Source organism: Sphingomonas aerolata (assembly GCF_023935825.1).
Classification (GTDB): domain Bacteria; phylum Pseudomonadota; class Alphaproteobacteria; order Sphingomonadales; family Sphingomonadaceae; genus Sphingomonas; species Sphingomonas aerolata.
Map to the genome: position 1 here is coordinate 2,700,759 of NZ_CP098762.1, position 20,870 is coordinate 2,721,628.

A 20,870-nucleotide genomic window follows, 5' to 3' on the forward strand; every position below is an offset into this window, starting at 1 on the left:
GGCTTATTCCAAACAGACATGCGGCACGGTGAAGCGAAAGCAGGCGCCACCGCCCGGGGCGTTGAAGCCGACCAGCTCCCCGCCATGCGCTTCGACGATCCGGCGGCAGATCGACAGGCCGAAGCCCATGCCCCCCTCCCCCTTCGATGACGTGAAGGGCGTGAACATCCGCGACAGGATCGCATCGGGCAAGCCGGGACCATTGTCGCAGATGCTGATCTCGACGAGCGCCGCTTTGTTCAACCGCGCCTCGATGAGGACGCCGCGCGCGCCGTCGGGCGATGTCGCCAACGCCTCGAACGCGTTGCGGAGCAGGTTGACGACCACCTGCTGCACCTGGATCCGATCCGCGAGCATGAAGTCGGCGTCGGGGGACAGCGCGAAGCTCAGCTCGATATCGGCATGCTGTCCGCCGGACGTCAGCAACGTGACGGCCTCACGCAGTGTCGCCTCCACGGGCTCGATCCGCATCTCGGACTCGCGCTTGGCGATGAACTCGCGAAGCCGGTGGATGATGTCGCCTGCCCGCAGGGCCTGCGCGTTCGCCGATATCAACGTGGCCTTGAGCCGGTCGCCATCCATGCCGGCGCCGCTGTCGAGGAGCAATTCGGCGGTCGTGACGAAGTTCGCGATCGCAGCGAGCGGCTGGTTGAGTTCATGCGCGAGCGCCGCAGCCATTTCGCCGACCGCGTTCAACCGGATGACCTGCATCAATTCCCGCCGGACGAGGCTCAGCCGCTCTTCCGCGGCGATCCGTTCCGAAATGTCACGGACGAACCCCGTCAGCACGCGTTCGCCGTCGACCAGTGCCTCGCCGACATGCAGTTCTACCGGGAAGCTGCTCCCGTCCGCGCGCCGCGCGGTGGTAAGCCGGCCATGACCAACGCCACGCCGATCGCCCGAGGCCGGATAACGCCGTAAATACCCCTGCTGCCACGCCTCGCGCTCGCCCGGGATCAGGGTCTGCACGTTCAATCCGATCGCCTCGGCAGCGCTATAGCCGAAGATGAGTTCGGCGGCGGCGCTGAAGGAGCGGATGGCGCCGGCCTCGTCGATCACGATCATCGCATCGGGCACGGTTTCAAGGATCGACCGCAATTGCGCCTCGCGCACGCGAAGCGCCGCCTCGCGCTCCTCGTGCCGCGTTATGTCCAGCGTGATCCCCGTCGTCCGGATCATGACGCCGGCCTGATCATAGAAGCACCGGGCAGAGCCCTCGAGAAAGCGCTGCGTGCCGTTGGGCAATCTGAGCCGATAGGTGAAGCTGATGCGGGGTGCGCGCTTGCCGACGGTTTCGGCGATCGTACGTTCGACCTCCGCCAGATCGTCCGGATCGATCAGCGCCGCCCAGCTCGGATAATCATGCAGGCTTCCCGCCGGCAGCCCCAGACGCTGCTCGGACCCTGCGGTCCAGGTCAGTGCCCCGGTCGCGACCTCCCATTCGAAGACCCCGACCTCGTGCGCGCTGCTGGCGAGCGCGAGACGCTCCTCGCTCTTGCGCAGCGCGGCCTCGATCTCGAGCCGCGTGCTGATATCGGTCATCGACAGGACAAGGGCCGGCGCACGGGCGAGCTTCTCGACCCTGCGCGCCTGCTCGATCACGTGCACCGCACTGCCGTCGCGGCGGCGCTCGATCAGTTCACGCTCGCCATCGGCATGCGGGCAGCCCGTCGCCAAGCTGCCGTCGGCGGTGCACGACGCGAGCAGTACATGCTTCTGCCTGCCGAGCGCCTCGTGCGCACGCCACCCGTATAATTCCTCGCACCCGCGCGACCAGTGGATGATCCGGTCATCGGTATCGACCAGCGCCATCGGTGCGGCGTTCAATGCCTGGGTCAGCTCGGACAAAGCGGCGCGGTGGCGTGCTCCGCTACGTACCGTCCAGGTGACGAGCGCGCTGACCACCACGAAGTTCAGCGTAACGGTCATCAGTTCGCCCCAGACCGCAGACACCCCGGCAAGCTCGATGCTCGCCATTTCCACGAGCGGCGCTAGCACCGGTACGACCAGCAGCAGCGGCAGAACAAGTCGCAACATGTGCCATTCGGGCGACCAGGCACCGGGCTCGTCCAGAATATCACTTCGCCAGGCAAGTACCGCCAGGGCCAGCAGCATCGCGCCGATCGCGGATGGCAGGGACGTCGACGACAGATGCCACCCGGTCGCATGCAGGGCCGGGAGCATCGGGATCAACAATAAGGCTGTGCTTGCAGTCACCAAACTGCCGCCTGCGAGTGCCGCCGCCAGCCGTCCATAGGAGCGGGTATTTGCCGCGGCTGCGCCGATCGCGACGGGCAATGCGACGAGTATGAGATCGGCGACAATGCCCGGCCCCGTCATCGCGCGATCAAAGGCTGTCCGGACATCGTCCGCAAACAGCCACCCATCGATTCCATGGCTCCCGGCCGGCAGGACCAGTTGGACGAACAGGCGCTCAAGACCAATGGCGATCGGCACGGCGAGCAGCGGCATGGCCCGGCGACTGGAATGTCCGCGTGACAATATCAGGGTCGCCGCCGCCATGCAGGCAAAGGCAATGCAGCCGAACGGCGGCATTGGCTCGACCAAACCGAACGTCGTCAGCACGGGAATCCGCAGCATTCACCCGATCATCGGGACCGTCGCACACGCAAAGACAGCCGCGATGCACAACCCGGCCACAGTACGGCCCGGCTGGCTCATTGTCGAAACGGAATCGTCTTGCGTTGAAGTCTCCATGCTATCTGGCAAGTATATGCCAATACTGTATTATTACCTAGCTTATTGGCAAATATATTGACCCATAATGATGGCCAGTTCCACCATTATGGTCAGCTGTGAAAATGCGTCCATCCCGCGACTTCGGAACGACGGGGCGACCCGTCCAAAGATAGGCCGGCGCGCCTAAGCATCGGTAAACGTCACCAAATATCAGTCCGCGCCCTGGCGCCGCGGTCGCCTCAAACCGGCACCCTGCCCCTTTGACGACGATCAATGCCGCGGGTCGCCATGACGGGCAGAGCGATGACCGGAGGAGCCGGCATGACGGACGGGCACGGCACGAAGCAGGACGGCAAGGCGCAGCGCGTCGATCGGGCATCACGCGACGGCGAGTCATCCCCGGTTCCAGCGTGTCGTCACTGGCATGTCATCCGCGACGACGATCTCGCGGAGCTGCTGTCCGCGCATGCCGACCTGCGCAGCCTGTGCAGCATTCTGGAACATTGCGCCGACTGCTTGCCCGTCAGGCCCTCGGCACGTGATGCGGACTGGATCTGTGCGCGACTGGCCTTGATGACCGAACGGTGCGACGATGGCCTCGAGCCGACGCTCGACACGCTGTTCCGGCGAACCCCGTCACAGCCGCTGATCGGCGTGTTGCTCGATCATGTCGCCGCGCACCGCGCGACCGACGCCGTCTATGCGCAGGATCTCATCGTCGCGCTTGATCCGCGCTCGATCGAGGCTGACCGGTTCGCGCCCGACATGCTCGGCTATATGCTGCGATGCTTCTTCGACGGCTGCCGCCGTGCCACCGACTTCACCGAGCTGGCGATCCTGACCCTGGGGCATGCCCGCCTCACGCGCGCCGCCAGGATGCGGCTGACCGACAGCCTGGCGCGTAGCGTTTCACCCTGAGCGCAGCTTGCTGTCGCTCCCGGCGTCGCTATGCCGGATCGGCGCGCGCCGCGAGAGCGTCGCGGTCGACAATGGTGATGGCTCTTCCGCCGGGCAAGCCGATGACGCCGCGAGTCTTCAGCTGCGTCATCTGCCGGCTGACGGTTTCGATCGTCAAACCCAATATGTCGGCGATCTGACCCCGCGAAAGCGGGAGGTCGAACGTGACCGGCCCGCGGGGCGTTCCCCTGCAACCGGTCGCCGCGGCACGGGTCGCCATATCGACGAGAAACCCCGCGACCTTCTCGCTCGCCGACTTGCGCGCGAGCGTCAGCATGCGCGATCGTGCCTCGTCGAGCGCGGCAAGCGTGCGTTGCAGCAGCAACCGCTCCATTCGCGCATGATCGGTCAGGACGCGCTCGAACGACGCCCGCGGAAAGATGCACACTTCCGCGTCGGTCAGCGCCGACACGTTGAAATCCGCCTGCCCGGGATAGGGCTGCCCGACAAAATCGGCGGGGTATAGGAGCCCGACGATCTGCTCGCGGCCGTCACCGCTCGATGCGACGAGCTTGAGCACGCCCGACAGCAGATTGGCGCACAGGATATTGTCCTCGCCCGCCCAGATCAGCGTCTCGCCACGCCGCACGATCCGCCGCCGACCCAGGGTATTGAGCGCATGTAGTTCGCTATTGGTCAGGCTGCCGCACAGCGACTGATCGCGGACCGCACAGTCGACGCAGATGGTTGCAGCAAGCATGACGGGAGATATAGCGCCCGGTCGCCGAATTGACCGCATCAATTCGGCGCCGACTGGTCAATATCGCCGGACGGGCCGGTCAGGATATGTTGCGCGACACTGTCTACGGCATGTCCGGTACGTCGATCTCGTCATCGGCCGGCAACGAGAATTCATGCCACATGCCGTTCAGCACTCCGAAGCCCAGCGCAAGGCCGAGGCCCAATACCCAACTGAAATACCACATTATCTATCGTCCTTGCCGCACGGAGTGATCAGTAGAAATCGGGATTGGTCGCGACCTCGTGCGCGGTGACGCGGCCCCACATCAGCTTGAAGGCCCATGCGGTGTAGGCGAGGACGATCGGCAGGAAGACGACGGTGACGAACAGCATGATCCCGAGTGTCTTTTCGGACGATGACGCATTCCAGACCGTCAGGCTCGAATGCGCATCGATGCTGGACGGCAGGATGTAGGGAAACATCGACAGCCCGACGGTCGCGATGATCCCCACCGCCGATGCCGAGGATCCCGCAAATGCCGCACTCTCGATCCGTCGGCGTATCCCGATCAGCGCGACCACCGCGCCGCCGAATCCCAGCAGCGGGGCGATCATCATCCAGGGATGGAGTGCATAGTTCGCCAGCCACGCGCCCGCAGCGATTTCGCTCGTCGTGCGCAGCGGATTGGACGGCCCCGCCGCATCGATGGCCCCGACGATGCGAAACCCGATATCGGTCCAGGCGACGAACGCCCAGCCGGCCGCGAACAGGACCAGCGACAGGATCGCGGCCAATGTCCCGAACCGCGTCGCGCGGTCATGGACCGGGCCATGCTCGACCTTGATCGCCAGCCACGCACTGCCGTGCAGGACCAGCATCGCGACAGACAACAGGCCGCAGATCAGTGTGAAGGGCGTGAACAGCCCGAGGAAACTGCCGTCGAAAAAGGCGCGCAGATCGCTGTCCAGCCGGAACGGCGCCCCAGACAGGACATTGCCGACCGCGACCCCGAAGACGAGCGCCGGCACGACGCCCCCGACGAACAGCGCCCAGTCCCATCCGGACCGCCACCGCGGATCCGCCGCTTCGACCGGTATTTGAACCCGACCGGTCGCAGGATCAGCGCCGCGAGCACGAGGAACATCGCGAGGTAGAAACCGGAAAAGCTGACCGCATAGACGAACGGCCAGGCGGCAAAGATCGCGCCGCCACCCAGGATGAACCAGACCTGGTTCCCCTCCCAGGTCGGACCGACCGAGTTGATCACCATCCGGCGCTCGGAATCGGTCCGTGCGACGAACGGCAGAAGCGTGGCGACCCCGAGGTCGAACCCGTCGGTCAGCGCAAAGGCGATGAGCAACACCCCCATCAGCCCCCACCACAATATGCGCAGCGTCTCATAGTCGAACATCGGATCGTGCCTTTCGGATCAGGCGAAAAGGGGTCAGGCGGGGATCGGGTCAGCAGCAACGGGGCGCGCGGCACCGCGCCCTGCCGGTCCGGCATCGGGCACCGGATAGGCATCCTCGTCATGCTCGAACGGCCCCTTGCGGATCGTCGCGAGGATCAGACGGACCTCGATGACCGCGAGCGTCCCGTAGATTGCGGTGAAACCGATGATCGTCGTCCACAGCACGCCGCGCGTCAGCGAGGATGCGGCGAGGAAGGTCGGCAGCACGCCTTCGATCGCCCAGGGCTGGCGGCCGATCTCGGCAAGCATCCAGCCCAGCTCGATCGCAATCCAGGGCAAGGGGATCGCGAGCACCGCGAGTTTCAGGAACCACCGCGTCTGCGTGTGCAGGCGGAGCGACGTCAGGACGAACGCCGCACCGAACAGCGCGATCATCAGGACCCCGATCGCGGCCATGATCCGGAAGCTCCAGAACATGAGCGGCACGTTCGGCACCACGTCCCATGCCGTCGTGGCGATCAGCGCGGGGCTGGCAGTGCGCGGATCCGCGACATGCCGCTTGAGCAACAGGGCGTAGCCCAGGTCACGCTTGTGCGCCTCGAACCGTGCGCGTTGTACGACGTTGGCAGGGTCGGTCTTGAGCCGTTCGACCGCGTCATAGGCGACCACGCCCGACGTGATCCGCTCCTGCGCCTTGAGCACCAGTTCGGACATGCCGGTGACGGTACCGTCGAGGCTGCGCGTCGCGATCAGCCCGAGGACCCAGGGGATCTGAACCTCGTACCGGGTTTCACGGGCGGCGACGTCGGGTACGCCGAACAGCGTCAGACCGGCCGGCGCCGGTGCCGTGTGCCAGGCCGCCTCGATCGCGGCGAGCTTCATCTTCTGGTTGTCGGTCAGGGCATAGCCGCTCTCGTCACCCAGCACGACGACCGACAGCGACGCGGCCAGGCCAAAGGCTGCCGCCACCGTCATCGATCGCCGTGCCACGCCCTTGTAGCGGTCGGTCAGCAACCAGAAGGCGCTGATCCCGAGCACGACCACCGCCGCGCAGACATAGCCCGCGCTGACCGTGTGGACGAACTTGGCCTGCGCGATCGGGTTGAACAGGACGGCGCCGAAATCGGTCACCTCCATCCGCATCGTTTCCGGATTGAACTTTGCACCAACCGGATTCTGCATCCAGCCGTTCGCGATCAGGATCCACAGCGCGGACAGGTTGGTGCCGAGCGCCACCATGGCCGTGACGAGCAGATGCCCGAGCTTCGACAGTCGCCCCCAGCCGAAGAACATGATGCCGACGAACGTCGCTTCGAGGAAGAACGCCATCAGCCCCTCGATCGCGAGCGGCGCGCCGAATATGTCCCCGACATAATGCGAGAAATACGACCAGTTCGTGCCGAACTGGAATTCCATCGTCAGCCCGGTGGCCACCCCCAGCACGAAGTTGATCGCGAAGATCCGCCCCCAGAAGCGCGTGATCACGCGCCAGATCGGCCGGTTCGTCATGACATAGACCGATTCCATGATGACGAGCATCATCGACAGGCCCAGCGTCAGCGGCACGAAGAGAAAATGATAGAGCGCGGTGAGCGCAAACTGCAGCCGCGACAGGTCGATGACCCCGAGGTCCATGGAACGGTCTCCTCCCCGGCGAACATGCCGGTTTGGTCGGGGCGTAAGTGGCGCGGCCGACCAGAACATTGACCGCGGTCAAAGACCAGACGAACGGCAATACGCGACAAGCCTGTCCATGACGGCACTATCTTCGAGCGACCTCGCATCCTCCGACCGGACGCCCCGCGCGCGTCGCCAGTGGCTCAAGACCATCGCCCAGGGCGGTCGCCGCGGCGATGCGGCGGCGGCGTGGCTCATGCTCGACAGCGTTGCCGCAATCGGCTTTGCCGGCGGCCTGGCGGGGGCGATCGTCGCGGTTCCGGCCGGTGCCGCCGCGGTCCTGCCCTGGGCAATGCTCGTCGTCCTGTCCGGCGGCCTTCGCGGTCTCGTCGTCATGCTCGCGACGCGCACGGGCGCCCGCCAGGCCGAAGACGTCAAGGTGACGTTGCGTCGCCGGATCGTCGCGTCGGCGCTGCACCGCGACCCCGGTGCGCCGACGACCACGGGTGTCCTGATGGCCGCGGTGGTGGACGAGGTGGACGCGCTCGACGGTTATATCGCGCGTTTCCTGCCCGCGCGCAAAGCGGGCGCCGTCGCACCCTTCCTGATCCTGCTCGCGACCGCGTTGGCCAGCCCCGTCGCCGCGGGCATCCTGGTCGTGACGCTCATACCGTTCATCGTCGCGATGGCGCTTGCGGGGGGTGCGGCCGCGGACAAATCCCGGCGCCAGTTCACCGCGCTGGCTCGGCTGACCGGGCGGTTCGCGGACCGGGTGCGGGCGCTGCCGGTCGTCCTTGCGTTCGACGCCGAGGACCGCGAGGCGCGCGCGCTCGGGGTTGCAGCGGACGATCTGGCGGCGCGGACGATGGGCGTGCTGCGCGTCGCCTTCCTGTCCTCGGGCGCGCTGGAGTTCTTCGCTGCACTCTCGGTCGCGCTGGTCGCGGTCTATTGCGGGTTCAACCTGCTCCACCTCCTGCCCTTCCCGGTGCCAGAGCAGCTGGATCTCGGCCGCGCCTTCTTCGTCCTCGCGCTCGCACCCGAATTCTACGCACCGATGCGACGTCTCGCCGCCGCCTATCACGATAAGCAGGCGGCCGAGACCGCGGCGGATCGCCTGATCGCCCTCCCCGCGCCCACTCCCGTCTCTACCATGCCCGCGTCGCTGCCACCGACACCACGCGCTCTGCGCCCCGATCTGCCCGCTCTGCCCGCACTGGCGTTCAGGTCGGTCGCGATCCGCTATCCCGACACGGAACGGGACGCCGTGTCCGACCTGTCGTTCGACGTTCCGTCCGGCCGCATCGTCGTGCTGATCGGACCATCGGGCAGCGGCAAGACCAGCGCGTTGCACCTGCTGCTCGGCCTCGCGCCGCTGGTCGCGGGCGATGTCCTGATCGACGGCCATCGGCTCCCACCCGGCGGTTCGCTCGCGCCGTCCGCATCCTGGGCTGGCCAGCATCCGTTGATCATCGCCGGCACGATCCGCGAAAACCTGCGCCTCGCCTGCCCCGACGCCACCGACGATGCGATCGACCGCGCCGTGGTGCAGGCCGGTCTTCGGCCGATGCTGATGGCACGCGGCGGCGGTCGGATGGCGGCCGGTCTCGACACGCGGCTCGATGCGCGCGGCGGCGGGCTGTCCGGTGGCGAACGGCGGCGGCTTGCCCTGGCGCGTGCCATGCTCAAGCCGGCACCGATCCTGCTGCTCGACGAGCCGACGGCGCATCTCGATGCGCTGTCGGAGATCGCGCTGGTGACGACGATCGCGGCCGCCTGTCGCGGCCGGACGACGCTGATCGCGACTCATAGCGACCGCCTGGCCGGCATTGCCGATCACGTGGTCCGGCTTGGAGACCCCGCGTGACCGGTCCACTCGACAGGTTGCTCGCGCAGGAGCGACGTGCGCAGCGCGCACTTCTCACACGCGCCGCGCTGCTCGCCGCAATCGTCGCGGCAGCGTCGGTCCTGCTGCTCGGGCTGTCGGGATGGTTCATCACCGCCGCCGCGATCGCCGGTCTGGCGGGCCCGGCCGCAGCGCTCGCGTTCAACTACATGCTGCCGAGCGCGGGGATCCGGCTTCTCGCCATCCTGCGGACCGGCGCACGTTACGGCGAGCGCCTCGCCAGCCACGAGGCGGCGTTCGGCGCGCTCGCGCGGATACGCCCGGCCATCTTCCGCGCGCTCGCAGCACAGCCTGCTGGTACCGCGCTCGCCTTCGGGACGGGCGAGGCGACCGCCCGGCTGATCGGCGACGTCGATGCTATGGAGATGCAGTTCGTACGCCAGTCCGCGCCCTGGGGCGTCGTCGCCGCGCTGATCACGGGGCTCGGGCTCGTATCGCTGGGCGGCGTCGCTGTCTCGATCGCCACCGCGTGGTGCATGGCGGTGCTCCTGATCGTTGCCGACCTGCTTGCCCGTCGTAGCGCGCCGCTCGGCCAGGCGGTGCAATATGCTGCCGGGGCGCTTCGCGAGACGTTCGCGGGCCTTGCCGATGCCGCCCCCGAACTGCGATGCTTCGGGCTCGAGCCCTGGGCCGCTGCGCTGGTCGACGATCGAAGTCGTGCGCTCGCCGCCGCGCAGCGTGCGCAGGCAGAAGCCGCCGGATGGCTGGATCTGCTGCACGCGACGGCCGTCGGTATCGCCGCCGCCACCGCCGCGATCCTGTCGGCAGGATCGGGGGCGCCACGGGCTGCACTGGCGGCGCTGGCAGCGGCGATGACGATCGACGCGGGCACGCCCGTGTTGCGCGCGATGATCGAGCGGGGCCGCATGCGCGCGGCACGCGACCGGCTCGACGATATCCTGGAAACCCACGGGAGTACAGACACTTACCCGGAGGATACATATCCGCGCGCTTTGCCGAACACGACCGGTCCTAGCCGTAGCGCATTGCACTTCGTCCTGCCGGCGGGGACGTGTCACGTGCGGCGGGGCGATCGGGTCGCGCTGACCGGCCCCTCGGGGATCGGCAAGACGACGCTCGTGGAAAAGATGCTGTCGTTGCGGCCGAGCGCGCTCGGCGAGATATGGCTGGACGGAGATGATATCGGCCTGATCCCGGCAGAGATATCGCGGCGCAGCTTCGCCTGGGCACCACAGGATGCCGCGCTGCTGTCGGGGACGGTGCGCGACAATCTGATGCTGGCCAACCCGGATGCCGACGATGCGACCTTGTGGCGGGCGCTGCACGACGCGGTGCTCGACGATCGGGTTCGCGCGCTCGATCAAGGGCTCGACGCGTGGGTTGGTGAAAACGGCGCACGGCTGTCGGGCGGGGAGCGACGCCGTCTCGCGGTGGCGCGTGCCTATTGCTCGCTCGCGCCGTGGCTCGTGCTCGACGAGCCGAGCGAGGGGCTGGACGGCACGACCGAAAAGCTGCTCGCGGTCCGACTGGCGCAGCGCCTCGACACGACCGGACAGGGGCTGATCCTCGTGAGCCACCGCCCGGCGCTTGTCGCCCTCTGCCCCCGGCGTTTCGACCTGACACAGGCGGGATCGGACCAGCGTAGCGCCGCCTAGCACCGGCTCCGGACGCTGTCGCTCAGCCCGCCGCGGCCCGCGCGAGCTGCGCCCGATCGAGGATGATGACGCCGCGCCCGCCCGGCAGGGCGACGACCCCGCGGCGCTTCAGGGATGTCATCTGCCGGCTGACGGTCTCGATCGTCATCCCCAGCAGTGCGCCGACCTCCGACCGGCTCATCGGCAGGTCGAAGCGGGCCGGGTCCGGCTGACCCATCCGCCGTGCCATTTCCAGCAGGAACGTGGCGATCCGCGCGCCCGCGGCCTTGCGTCCCAGCATCAACATCCACATCCGCGCGTCGTCGAGCGCACCGAGCGCGCGGTGCAGCAACAGGCGTTCCATCGCCGGATGCGCGTCGAGCATGCGTTGCAGCGCTGCACGCGGGTACACGCAGAGCTCCGCATCGGTGATCACCCGGATCGTCTCGTTCGCGGTGTCGGCAAACAGGTCGCCGACGAAATCTCCGGCAAAGGCGAGGCCGACAATGTGTTCGCGACCCTGGGGCCCCGTGCGCATCGCCTTGAGCACGCCCGACACGACGGTGGCGCAGATTGTATTCGGATCCCCGCTCCAGACCAGCACCTGCCCTGCCGGCATCGTCCGCCGTCGGCCGATCCCGTGCAGCGCGACCAGGCCCGCGTCTTCGAGCGTCGCACATAGCGCATCGTCGCGTACGTTGCGGGCGGCACAGCGCGGCGGCAGCGTCACGACCGCCCCGCCAACCGCGCTAGACCGCATGGCTGAAGCGTGCCGACGCGGGCTGCCGGTAGGCGTCCAGGCTGCGCGCAATGACGCGCGCATAGGGAAGCGCGTCTTCGCTCAGGCGGAGCACATTCCCCTCCCAGGCGATCAGCCCGTACCGTTCGAACGGCGTCAGTCGCCTGCGGATGTCCGCCCCGTCACTCAGTGCGGTCAGGTCGGTCGTGCCCCGGGTCAGGATCGTCTCGATCGCCCGGCCGCGCAGCCTGTCTTCGGGGCTGCGCCGCAGCCCGCGACAGGTTGCAAGGGCTCCGGCTTCGATCCGCATGCCGTAGCGCCCCGTATTCTTCTCGGTCTGCAGGATCTTGTCGGGAAAGTCGCTGATCGCGCTGGCCCCAAGACCGATCAGGATCTCCGCCGGGTCTTCGGTGAAACCCTGGAAGTTGCGGCGCAGGCCGCCGCTCGCCGCCGCCTGCGCGAGCGCATCGCCCGGTCGGGCGAAATGGTCGAACCCGACCGGATCATAGCCGGCATCGACCAGCATGCGATGCGCCAGGGCCGCCTGCGCAAAGCGCTCCGCCGTCCCCGCCAGCCCGTCCGCGACGATACGTCTCTGGCGCGGTACGAGGTGCGGGACGTGCGCATAGCCGAACACCGCGAGCCGGTCGGGCCCCATCGCGATGCTCTCGACGATGCTGGCGCGCAGGCTTTGCTCGGACTGTTGCGGCAGGCCATACATGAGATCGAAATTGATCGACCCGACACCGGCATCGCGCAGGAGCGCTGTCGTGCGACGGATATCCTCCGACGGCTGCACGCGCCCGATCGCCGCCTGGACCTGCGGGTCGAGCGTCTGGACGCCGAGGCTGACCCGCGACACCCCTGCTCGCCCGATCACCCCCGCCCAGTCGCGGTCGAAGCCACGCGGATCGACCTCGACCGATAGTATCGCATCGGTGCAGTCGAACGCCGTCCTGACGCGTTCGACCAGCCGGAGAAAAGCCGCCGGCGGAATCGCGTTCGGACTGCCGCCGCCGAATGCGATCCGTCCCACGCGGATGCCAGTTACCTGCTGCGCGACGAGTGCGATCTCGCGTTCGAGCCGTTCGACATAGGTGGCGAGCCGCGCGGCGCGGTTCGCCGCCCCCGTGTTGCATCCGCAATACCAGCAGATGTCCCGGCAATAGGGGATGTGCAGATACAGCGAAACGACCGTCCCCGGCGCGATCGCCGCCAGCGCCTCCTTCATGTCGGCCGGACCGACATCGTCGCCGAACTCGGCAGCGGTCGGATAGCTTGTATAGCGCGGCACGGGTGTCGCGAGCAGTTCGGGGTGATAGGTCCACATGCGATGATGGGTGCGATGTCCCCTTCGACTGGTCTTTGATCGGCATCAAATCCGCGTTTGGCCGTGATCAACGCCCCCGCCTCGCCGCACGCCTAGCTCGAGCGCATCTCAATCAGGAGTCGGGCAATGAAGCATCTTTCCATCGGCGTAGTTCTAGCCGCCGCCGGCCTCGGCATCGCCACGCCGGCCATGGCGCAGGACCCGGCACCGCGCACCGGTATCAAGGCCGGCGACGTGCTCGTCCGCCTGCGCGCGATCCTCGTCGCCCCGAACGAACGCTCGGGCGGGATCCTCCCGACCTTTCCCGGCGAGCGCGTCAGCGTCGACAACAGCGCGATGCCCGAGGTCGACGTCACCTATATGGCCACCGACCAGATCGGCTTCGAACTGATCGCCGCGACGACCAAGCACAGCGCCAGCGGGCGTAGCGGGACGACCGGATCGATCGGCAAGCTGGCCTCGACCTGGGTGCTGCCCCCGACGCTGACCGCGCAATATCACCTCAACCCACGCGGCTCGATCCGTCCCTATGTCGGGGCCGGACTGAACTACACGATGTTCTGGAACGAGGATGCCTCGGCGGGTCTCGAAAAGGCGGTCGGACGGACGCGGGTACGTATGAAGGACAGCTTCGGCTGGGCGGCGCAGGCGGGGGTCGACGTCGACATCACGCCGAAGGTCTTTCTCAACCTCGACGTCAAATATATCGACATCGACACGAGCGCCCGCCTGCGCACGACGGCAATCGGTACGCAGAACGTGAAGATCAATCTTGATCCGCTCGTCTTCGGCGTCGGTCTAGGCCTGAGGCTCTAATCCCGCGGCCGAACTGGACCGCGGGCCATCGCGCCCGCGGTCCTAGTCGTCGAACGCCGCGACCGAGACGCGGGTGCCGCGCAGGAACGCGTCGGCGACGAGCGTGAAGGGGGTCGTGTCGACCTCGCTGCGCCCGTCACGGACCAAGGCGGCGAAACGCGCGTAGAGCCCGGCATATTCGGCATCGTCATGCTCGCTGCTGCCCTCGGGCAGGGTCAGCACGGCGCCGCCCCTGGCGAGACGGAGCGTGCCGGCATCGGTTTGCACGACGATATCCCAGCTTTGCGGGCCGGTCTGACGCCAGTCGAGATCCATCGTGATCGGCGTGCCCGACGCGCTGCGAAAGGCAAGATCGGCAGCAATGGGCGCGGCACGATTGGCCGGAGTCGACAGCGTCGCGGACGCGAGGAAGAACGGCTCGGGCAGGATCTCCGTCGCGATCGACAAGGCATTGATGCCCGGATCGAACACGCCAAGCCCGCCCGGCTCCCAGATCCACGCCTGGCCGGGATGCCAGACGCGGACGTCCTCGCGCCAGATTATCGACACGCGGTCGATGCGACGGTCGGCCAGCCAGGCCTTGGCGGGTGCGACACCCGCCGCGAACCGCGAATGCCAGCCGGCGAACAGCGTCGCGCCGGTCTGTGCTGCCTGGGCCTCGAGCGCGGCGACCTCGGCGAGTGTCGCGCCCGGCGGCTTTTCGAGGAACACGTGCAGGCGCTTTTCGAGCGCCATCGTGGCGAGCGAATAGCGCACCTGCGGCGGCGTGCAGAGAGCGATCGCGTCGATCGCCGGACCGTCGGCGAGCAGCGCCTCCAGCGACCTGAAGTTGGCGACGCCCTCGACGCCCGGATCCCGCGGGCTGACGCTGGCGACGAGCTCGAATTCGGCGTTGCCGGCGATCGACGGGAGATGCTGGTCGCGCGCGATCTTGCCCATGCCGACGACGGCGATGCGAATGGCTGCCACGCTCAGAGCGCCTTTACCGCGACCGACCGCGGCGCGGCCCTGGTCAGCGTGTTACGCAGCGGCAGCGTGAAGGGCGCGGCCTCGATCTCGAACACGTCGCCTGCGCGCGTCGTCACGCCCTCGGCGAACGACAGCGTCGCGGTCCCGAAGAAATGGACATGGATGTCGCCCGGGCGGCGGAACAGATCATATTTGAAATGATGCGCCTCGAGATTGGCGATGCTGTGCGACATGTTCGCCTCGCCCGACAGGAATGGCTTCTCCCACAGGACGGCGCCGTCGCGGTGGATCCGGCTCATTCCCTCGACATGCTCGGGCGGCGTGCCGACCAGCAGCTCAGGGCCGAGCGACGCCTGGCGCAGCTTGGAATGCGCGAGCCACAGATAATTGTGCCGCTCGGTCACGTGATCGCTGAACTCGTTGGCCAGACACAGGCCGAGCCGGAACGGCGTGCCGTCAGCCCCGATCAGGTAGATCCCGGCAAGCTCGGGCTCCTCGCCGCCATCCTCCGCAAAGTCCGGCATCTCTAGCGCTGCACCCGGCGCGACGAGACCCGAACCGTCCCCCTTATAGAACCATTCGGGCTGCTGGCCGTGCTCGCCCGGCCCCGGCTTGCCGCGCTCGACGCCCTCCAGGAACATCCGCATCGAATCGGTCTGCTTTTCGGCATCCGCCGCGGCGCGGTGCATCTTGTCGCGGCCCTCGGCCGAGCCGAGATGCGTCAGCCCGGTACCCGTCATGACAACATGCGCCGGGTCGACATGATCGATCGGCGACATCACACGACCGGCCGCCAATTCGGCCGCGATGTCGACGCTGGCGCCCGTGCCGCAGGCCGCGACCGTCGCGGCAAGATCAAGACCCTCCGCGATCGCGCGCTCGGCAAGCGCACGGACGCTATCTACGCCGGTAACGAAAGCCGCCCCGGCGCTGGTGGCCGCGATTACCGATCGCGTGCCGTCGACGCCAACATGCTGCAACAGGCGCAAGCTCATCATCCTCTACTTTCCAGGTGCCGCTGTTACGGTTCGCCCGGACGTCATCATGCAGGGAATTGGCGGGTCAACCGGCGACGACGCCGTCGATCAGCCGCGGCGCGTCCGTGTCGTCACGCACGCAGGCGGGCAGCAATTCCGGCAGCAGGTTCTGGTAGGATACCGGCCGCAGGAAGCGGTCGATCGCCAGGCTGCCGACCGAGGTCGTGCGACCGTCCGACGTCGCCGGGAACGGCCCGCCATGAACCATCGCATGCGCGACCTCGACGCCCGTCGGCCATCCATTGGCCAGGATCCGCCCCGCCTTGCGCTCGAGCAGCGGGATCAGGCGCGACGCCATCCCGGCATCGCCCGCGTCCATCTGGATCGTCGCGGTCAGCTGACCTTCCGCAGCGCGCAGCACGGCGTGGAGCTCGTTCTCGTCTGCGCAGCGCACCAGCAGCGACGACGCCCCGAACACCTCATGCCCCAGCGCCGCGTCGCTCAGGAACTGCGCGGCGGTGGTTTCGAAGAACGCCGCCTGCCCCTGTGCGACACCTTCGCCGACCTTGCCCTGTGCGATCGTCTTGACCGCGTCATGGCCCGCGAGCGCCTCGACGCCCTTCTGGTACGCAGCGTGGATGCCGCCGGTGAGCATGGTCGCCGCCGGTGCGTCGGGAAGCGCGGTGGCCGCCGCGGCGACAAACGCATCGAGCCCGTCACCCTCGATCGCGAGGACGAGGCCGGGATTGGTGCAGAACTGCCCCGCGCCCATCGTCAGCGATCCGACGAACGCCGTGCCCAGCGCCGCGCCGCGCGCTTTCAGCGCCTCAGGCAGCAGCACGACGGGATTGATGCTCGACATCTCGGCATAGACGGGGATCGGCACGTCGCGCGCCTGCGCCAGCTTGACGAGTGCCAGGCCGCCAGCGCGCGACCCGGTGAAGCCGACCGCAGCGATCCGCGGATCCTGGACCAGCGTGCTGCCCAGATCATTGCCGGGGCCGACCAGATGAGAGAACACGCCCTTTGGCAGGCCGCAGGCAGCAACCGCCGCCTCGATTGCGCCAGCGACCATCGCGCCGGTAGCGGGGTGCGCCGGATGACCCTTGACGACGACGGGGCAACCCGCAGCGAGCGCCGAGGCGGTATCACCACCCGCGGTCGAGAAGGCGAGTGGGAAATTGCTCGCGCCGAACACCGCGACCGGGCCGAGCGGGATCATCCGCAGCCGCAGGTCGGGACGCGGCAAGGGTGCGCGGTCGGGCAGCGCCGGGTCGATCCGGACACCCATCCAGCCGCCGCGGCGCACGACGCCCGCAAACAGCTTCAGCTGGCCGACGGTACGACCCCGCTCGCCCTCGAGCCGCGCGCGCGGCAAGCCGCTTTCGCGCATCGCAGTGACGATCAGCGTGTCGCCGAGCGCGACGATCTCTTCGCCGATCCGTTCGAGAAAGTCCGCGCGGGCTGCATTGTCGGTCGCGCGATACGCATCGAATGCCTCGTCGGCGGCAGCACAGGCCGTCGCAACGTCATCAGCGCCGTGGACCGCAAAGGCCTCGCCGGTCGCGAGCCCCGTCGCCGCGTCGATCGAACGGAACGCGTCGTTGCCGGCCGTCTCGGCCGTCTGGATATCAGTCATGGATAGTAGCTCCCTTATACTCAGACTTATGCGCAATGGCCCGATTTAGCAATCTTTTGGCGTTCCTTGATGGCACGCGGACTGTTACGCCGTGATGATGGAGCAGGCGCTATGACGATCAACGACGACGATCCACAGGAGATTGTGACCGACGCCGGAACAGCACGCAGCCCCCGGGGGACCGGCCGCCGCCTTCACGGCGCGGTGGCGCACAAGCTGGGCACCGCGATCCTGTCGGGCGAATATGCGCCCGGCGACACGCTGGCCGGGGAAGTCGATTTCTCCAAGACGCTCGACGTGTCCCGAAGCGCGTACCGCGAGGCGGTCCAGGTGCTGACTGCCAAGGGGCTGGTCGAGAGCCGGCCCAAGATCGGCACGCGCGTCCTGCCCCGCAGCCGGTGGAACCTGCTCGATCCCGACGTGCTCGCCTGGGCATTCGCGGCCGAGCCCGACATCATGTTCGTCCGCGACCTGTTCGAACTGCGCGCGATCGTCGAACCGGCCGCCGCCGCGCTGGCGGCCGAGCGCCGCGACCGCGCCGATCTGAAGATCATGAAGGACGCGCTCACCGCGATGCGTCGCCACACGCTCGCGACCGAGGCGGGCCGCGCGGCGGATCGCGAATTCCACGACGCCGTGCTGACCGCGACGCGGAACGATGCGCTGATCGTGCTGAGCGCCAGCATTGGCGCGGCGGTCAACTGGACCACCCAGTACAAGCAACGCGCCCGCGCGCTGCCCCGCAATCCGATACCCGATCATGTGCTGGTCTATGACGCGATCGCAGCCGGCGATACCGCGGCGGCAAGTGCCGCGATGCGCACGCTGGTCGACCTGGCACTGGAAGATACGAAGGCGGCGATGCAGCGCTGAACGCGCCGCACCGCCGATATCCGGATCATCCGACCGCGACCGGCTCGGGCAGCGCATGCGTCACGCGCGATCCCCAGAGGGCGTAGAACAGGATGTAGAGTTCACACGCCGCGGTCAGCAGGAACGAGATCTGCAGGCCATAACGGTCCGCAAGCCAGCCCTGCACGATCACCAACGCACCACCCGCGATCGCCATGATCAGCAGCCCCGACCCCTCTTCCGTCAGCGGTCCGAGCCCGCGGATGCCGAGCGTGAAGATCGTCGGGAACATGATCGAATGGAACAGCCCGACCGAGATCAGCGCCCACATCGCGACGTGCCCGGTGGTGAAGGTGGCGACCAGCATCACGACGAACGCGCCGATGCTGGCCAGCGCCAGGACGTGCTCCGCCGGAACGCTGCGCATGATGACGCTGCCGACCAGCCGCCCGACCATCATCCCGCCCCACAGGATGAACAGATAGTGCGAGGCCTGCTCGTGCGTCAGATTGCCGATCTGCGGCTGGCTGACGAAATTGATGAACAGGTTGGCGACGCCGATCTCGGCGATCAGATAAATGAAGATCGCCGGGATGCCGAGGACGAGGTTGCGATGCGACCAGAGCGACAGGCCCTTGCGATCGGCCTTTGCCGAACGCTGGGTCGCTGCCCCCATCGCCGGCAGCGGGAAGCGCGCGATGACGACCGCGAGCACGACCAGCACGCCCGCGACGATGAGATAGGGCAGCACGACAGACTGCGCGTCGGCAAGCCGCTCGGCGGGGGTCAGTACTGCGGTGGATCCGGCGACCGCCGTACCCGAGGTCGAGCGGCCGAGGATCAGATAGCCGCCGAACAAGGGCGCGAGCGTCGCGCCCGCCGAATTGAATGCCTGGACCAGGTTCAGCCGTGACGAAGCGGTCTCGGGCGGGCCGACGACCGCGACATAGGGGTTCGCCGCGACCTGAAGCAGCGTGATGCCGCTGGCGATCACGAACAGGGCGAACAGCGTCACGCCATAAGACGGCAGCCGCGCGGCGGGCACCATCATCAATGCACCGGCGGCCATCAGTGCGAGCCCGAACACCATCGCGCGCTGATAGCCGACGCGCTCGATCAGCTTGGCGGACGGGATCGACGCGAAGAAATAGGCGATGAACCAGACGCTCTCGATCAGCGTGGTCTGTGTGTAGCTGAGGTCGAACACGCTGCGCAGATGCGGCAGCAGCGTGTTGTTGATGACCGTGATGAAGCCCCACATGAAGAACAGGCTGGCCAGCAAGGTCAGCGCGGATCGGTAACTCGGCCCCTCCGCGCTGCCCCCTGCCCCCGGTGCAGCGCCTGCGATCGTCCCGTGCGTCTGTATCGGCATCGCCATAGTCATCATCCTCCGTGCCATGTCGGCGACTGAGCATCAGTCTTTTCCCGCATGGCTTGCTCAGAAATATATTGTCCGACTATATACCCCCATAAGGCGCGTCAACGGCGTCAGAGGATCAGGATAGGAACCGGAATGAGCGGAATCGGAAAAACGGGGATCATCTTGGCAACTCTCTTAGCCGCTCTGGCAGCGCCAGCGGCGAACGCGGCCGATGCCAGGCGCACCCCCGCGGGTACGCTGCGCGACGGCACGGCGATCGAGGCGATCACGCTCAGCAACGCGCACGGCGTCTCGGCGCGCATCCTGTCCTACGGCGCGACGCTGCAATCGCTGATGGCGCCCGACCGGGCCGGCAAGGTCGCCGACGTCGTGCTCGGCTATGACGACCTCGCCTCCTATGTCGACCATCCCAATTTCTTCGGCGTGACGGTCGGGCGCTTCGCCAACCGCATCGCCGGCGGCCGCTTCACGCTCGACGGCAAGGCCTATCAGCTTCCGCTCAACGACAAGGTCAATTCGCTGCACGGCGGCGGCAAGGGGTTCGACAAGGTCGCGTGGAAAGTCCTGTCGATCAAGGACGGCCCGACCGCGACGCTCGTGCTCGGCCACCGCAGCGCGGATGGCGAGTCCGGCTATCCGGGTAACCTCGACGTCACCGTCACCTATACGCTCGACGAAGCGGGCAATCTCGGCATCGCCTATGATGCCAGGACCGACAAGCCGACGATCGTGAACATGACCAATCACGCTATCTTCGACCTTGGTGGCGAGGGATCGGCAATGGGCGCGAACGGCCACCGGCTGACGATCCCCGCCAAGGCGATCACGCCCGTCGACGACAAGCTGATCCCGACCGGTGCGTTGCAGCCCGTCCAGGGGACCGTGTTCGACTTCCGCAACGGCCGGATCGTTGGCGAAGGGCTTCGCGACGGCCGCGACCAGCAGATCCGCTACGGCCACGGTTACGATCACAATTTCGCGCTCGACAAGGGCGTCACCGCCAAGCCCGAGCTGGCCGCGCGGCTCGAGGATCCTGCCTCGGGACGCGTGCTCGAAGTCCTGTCGACAGAGCCCGGCGTGCAATTCTACACGGGCAATTTTCTTGACGGGACGTTCATCGGCAAGCACGGCCATCTCTACCGGATGGGCGACGGTATCGCGCTGGAACCGCAGAAATTTCCGGACGCACCGAACAAGCCGAATTTTGTCTCTGCGCGTGTCGATCCGGGCAAGCCCTATCATCACGCCATGATCTACCGCGTCTCCGTCGCTCGCTGATATTCGACCTGCTTACCCCGGAAA

At 67.3% G+C, this 20,870-nt stretch carries 16 protein-coding genes and 1 pseudogene; 6 read left to right on the plus strand and 11 right to left on the minus strand.

What is annotated here, in order from left to right:
• Positions 1 to 3: 3 nt before the first annotated feature.
• Positions 4 to 2,601 (minus strand): PAS domain S-box protein, encoded by a 2,598-nt coding sequence (locus NEF64_RS12220; RefSeq protein ID WP_082446965.1) that lies wholly within the window; start codon positions 2,599 to 2,601, stop codon positions 4 to 6.
• Positions 2,602 to 3,021: 420 nt separating this feature from the next.
• Between NEF64_RS12220 and NEF64_RS12225 the strand changes: the two genes are divergently transcribed.
• Complete coding sequence (locus NEF64_RS12225) at positions 3,022 to 3,618, plus strand: hypothetical protein (protein ID WP_056407604.1); 597 nt, start codon at positions 3,022 to 3,024, stop codon at positions 3,616 to 3,618.
• A gap of 28 nt (positions 3,619 to 3,646) precedes the next feature.
• Here the strand turns inward: NEF64_RS12225 and NEF64_RS12230 are convergent, their stop codons facing one another.
• From NEF64_RS12230 to NEF64_RS12245, 4 genes and pseudogenes are all read right to left on the minus strand, one after another.
• Positions 3,647 to 4,357: a Crp/Fnr family transcriptional regulator gene (locus NEF64_RS12230; RefSeq protein ID WP_252573780.1), complete on the minus strand. Its 711-nt coding sequence runs from the start codon at positions 4,355 to 4,357 to the stop codon at positions 3,647 to 3,649.
• A gap of 103 nt (positions 4,358 to 4,460) precedes the next feature.
• The gene (gene cydX / locus NEF64_RS12235) at positions 4,461 to 4,583 is read right to left on the minus strand and encodes a cytochrome bd-I oxidase subunit CydX (RefSeq protein WP_031440400.1); all 123 of its coding nucleotides are present in this window, start codon (positions 4,581 to 4,583) and stop codon (positions 4,461 to 4,463) included.
• Positions 4,584 to 4,611: 28 nt separating this feature from the next.
• Positions 4,612 to 5,750: pseudogene (cydB, locus tag NEF64_RS12240) on the minus strand (cytochrome d ubiquinol oxidase subunit II).
• Positions 5,751 to 5,783: 33 nt separating this feature from the next.
• Complete coding sequence (locus tag NEF64_RS12245) at positions 5,784 to 7,385, minus strand: cytochrome ubiquinol oxidase subunit I (RefSeq protein ID WP_252573782.1); 1,602 nt, start codon at positions 7,383 to 7,385, stop codon at positions 5,784 to 5,786.
• Positions 7,386 to 7,503: 118 nt separating this feature from the next.
• Between NEF64_RS12245 and cydD the strand changes: the two genes are divergently transcribed.
• Together cydD and NEF64_RS12255 are read left to right on the plus strand one after the other, a co-directional pair.
• Positions 7,504 to 9,231: a thiol reductant ABC exporter subunit CydD gene (cydD, locus tag NEF64_RS12250; protein WP_056407598.1), complete on the plus strand. Its 1,728-nt coding sequence runs from the start codon at positions 7,504 to 7,506 to the stop codon at positions 9,229 to 9,231.
• The gene (locus NEF64_RS12255) at positions 9,228 to 10,886 is read left to right on the plus strand and encodes an amino acid ABC transporter ATP-binding/permease protein (RefSeq protein ID WP_056407596.1); all 1,659 of its coding nucleotides are present in this window, start codon (positions 9,228 to 9,230) and stop codon (positions 10,884 to 10,886) included. The genes cydD and NEF64_RS12255 overlap by 4 nt, the downstream gene beginning before the upstream one ends.
• Before the next feature lie 22 nt (positions 10,887 to 10,908).
• On the opposite strand, the gene NEF64_RS12260 is transcribed toward NEF64_RS12255, so the two are convergent.
• Positions 10,909 to 11,625, minus strand: a complete 717-nt coding sequence (locus NEF64_RS12260; protein ID WP_056407594.1) for a Crp/Fnr family transcriptional regulator — start codon at positions 11,623 to 11,625, stop codon at positions 10,909 to 10,911.
• Positions 11,615 to 12,934: a radical SAM protein gene (locus NEF64_RS12265; RefSeq protein WP_252573784.1), complete on the minus strand. Its 1,320-nt coding sequence runs from the start codon at positions 12,932 to 12,934 to the stop codon at positions 11,615 to 11,617. Before NEF64_RS12265 ends, NEF64_RS12260 begins: the two co-directional genes overlap by 11 nt.
• A gap of 126 nt (positions 12,935 to 13,060) precedes the next feature.
• Here NEF64_RS12265 and NEF64_RS12270 point away from each other — a divergent pair, with 126 nt between their 5' ends.
• On the plus strand, positions 13,061 to 13,750 hold the full coding sequence (locus NEF64_RS12270; protein ID WP_082446964.1) for an OmpW/AlkL family protein: 690 nt from the start codon (positions 13,061 to 13,063) through the stop codon (positions 13,748 to 13,750).
• Positions 13,751 to 13,792: 42 nt separating this feature from the next.
• On the opposite strand, the gene NEF64_RS12275 is transcribed toward NEF64_RS12270, so the two are convergent.
• The 3 genes from NEF64_RS12275 to NEF64_RS12285 form a co-directional block, all read right to left on the minus strand.
• Positions 13,793 to 14,719: a Gfo/Idh/MocA family protein gene (locus NEF64_RS12275; protein WP_156360401.1), complete on the minus strand. Its 927-nt coding sequence runs from the start codon at positions 14,717 to 14,719 to the stop codon at positions 13,793 to 13,795.
• A gap of 2 nt (positions 14,720 to 14,721) precedes the next feature.
• Positions 14,722 to 15,714, minus strand: a complete 993-nt coding sequence (gene araD1 / locus NEF64_RS12280) for an AraD1 family protein (protein WP_056407589.1) — start codon at positions 15,712 to 15,714, stop codon at positions 14,722 to 14,724.
• Positions 15,715 to 15,781: 67 nt separating this feature from the next.
• Positions 15,782 to 17,335, minus strand: coding sequence for an aldehyde dehydrogenase (NADP(+)) (locus NEF64_RS12285; RefSeq protein ID WP_252573786.1), 1,554 nt, complete (start codon positions 17,333 to 17,335; stop codon positions 15,782 to 15,784).
• A 111-nt stretch (positions 17,336 to 17,446) separates the two neighbouring features.
• Between NEF64_RS12285 and NEF64_RS12290 the strand changes: the two genes are divergently transcribed.
• A complete protein-coding gene (locus tag NEF64_RS12290) occupies positions 17,447 to 18,208 on the plus strand; it encodes a FadR/GntR family transcriptional regulator (RefSeq protein ID WP_252573788.1) in 762 nt (253 codons plus the stop codon).
• 25 nt (positions 18,209 to 18,233) lie between these two features.
• On the opposite strand, the gene NEF64_RS12295 is transcribed toward NEF64_RS12290, so the two are convergent.
• A complete protein-coding gene (locus NEF64_RS12295) occupies positions 18,234 to 19,565 on the minus strand; it encodes a sugar MFS transporter (protein WP_082446961.1) in 1,332 nt (443 codons plus the stop codon).
• Between the two features lie 135 nt (positions 19,566 to 19,700).
• Here NEF64_RS12295 and NEF64_RS12300 point away from each other — a divergent pair, with 135 nt between their 5' ends.
• Positions 19,701 to 20,846: an aldose epimerase family protein gene (locus NEF64_RS12300; RefSeq protein WP_051916643.1), complete on the plus strand. Its 1,146-nt coding sequence runs from the start codon at positions 19,701 to 19,703 to the stop codon at positions 20,844 to 20,846.
• Positions 20,847 to 20,870 lie beyond the last annotated feature (24 nt).

Bases quoted from the DNA above. Each gene is read 5' to 3' on its own strand.
- NEF64_RS12220 (WP_082446965.1), bottom strand. From the start codon at position 2,601: ATGCTGCGGATTCCCGTGCTGACGACGTTCGGTTTGGTCGAGCCAATG.
- NEF64_RS12225 (WP_056407604.1), top strand. From the start codon at position 3,022: ATGACGGACGGGCACGGCACGAAGCAGGACGGCAAGGCGCAGCGCGTC.
- NEF64_RS12230 (WP_252573780.1), bottom strand. From the start codon at position 4,357: ATGCTTGCTGCAACCATCTGCGTCGACTGTGCGGTCCGCGATCAGTCG.
- cydX (WP_031440400.1), bottom strand. From the start codon at position 4,583: ATGTGGTATTTCAGTTGGGTATTGGGCCTCGGCCTTGCGCTGGGCTTC.
- NEF64_RS12245 (WP_252573782.1), bottom strand. From the start codon at position 7,385: ATGGACCTCGGGGTCATCGACCTGTCGCGGCTGCAGTTTGCGCTCACC.
- cydD (WP_056407598.1), top strand. From the start codon at position 7,504: ATGACGGCACTATCTTCGAGCGACCTCGCATCCTCCGACCGGACGCCC.
- NEF64_RS12260 (WP_056407594.1), bottom strand. From the start codon at position 11,625: ATGCGGTCTAGCGCGGTTGGCGGGGCGGTCGTGACGCTGCCGCCGCGC.
- NEF64_RS12265 (WP_252573784.1), bottom strand. From the start codon at position 12,934: ATGTGGACCTATCACCCCGAACTGCTCGCGACACCCGTGCCGCGCTAT.
- NEF64_RS12270 (WP_082446964.1), top strand. From the start codon at position 13,061: ATGAAGCATCTTTCCATCGGCGTAGTTCTAGCCGCCGCCGGCCTCGGC.
- araD1 (WP_056407589.1), bottom strand. From the start codon at position 15,714: ATGAGCTTGCGCCTGTTGCAGCATGTTGGCGTCGACGGCACGCGATCG.
- NEF64_RS12285 (WP_252573786.1), bottom strand. From the start codon at position 17,335: ATGACTGATATCCAGACGGCCGAGACGGCCGGCAACGACGCGTTCCGT.
- NEF64_RS12290 (WP_252573788.1), top strand. From the start codon at position 17,447: ATGACGATCAACGACGACGATCCACAGGAGATTGTGACCGACGCCGGA.
- NEF64_RS12295 (WP_082446961.1), bottom strand. From the start codon at position 19,565: ATGGCGATGCCGATACAGACGCACGGGACGATCGCAGGCGCTGCACCG.
- NEF64_RS12300 (WP_051916643.1), top strand. From the start codon at position 19,701: ATGAGCGGAATCGGAAAAACGGGGATCATCTTGGCAACTCTCTTAGCC.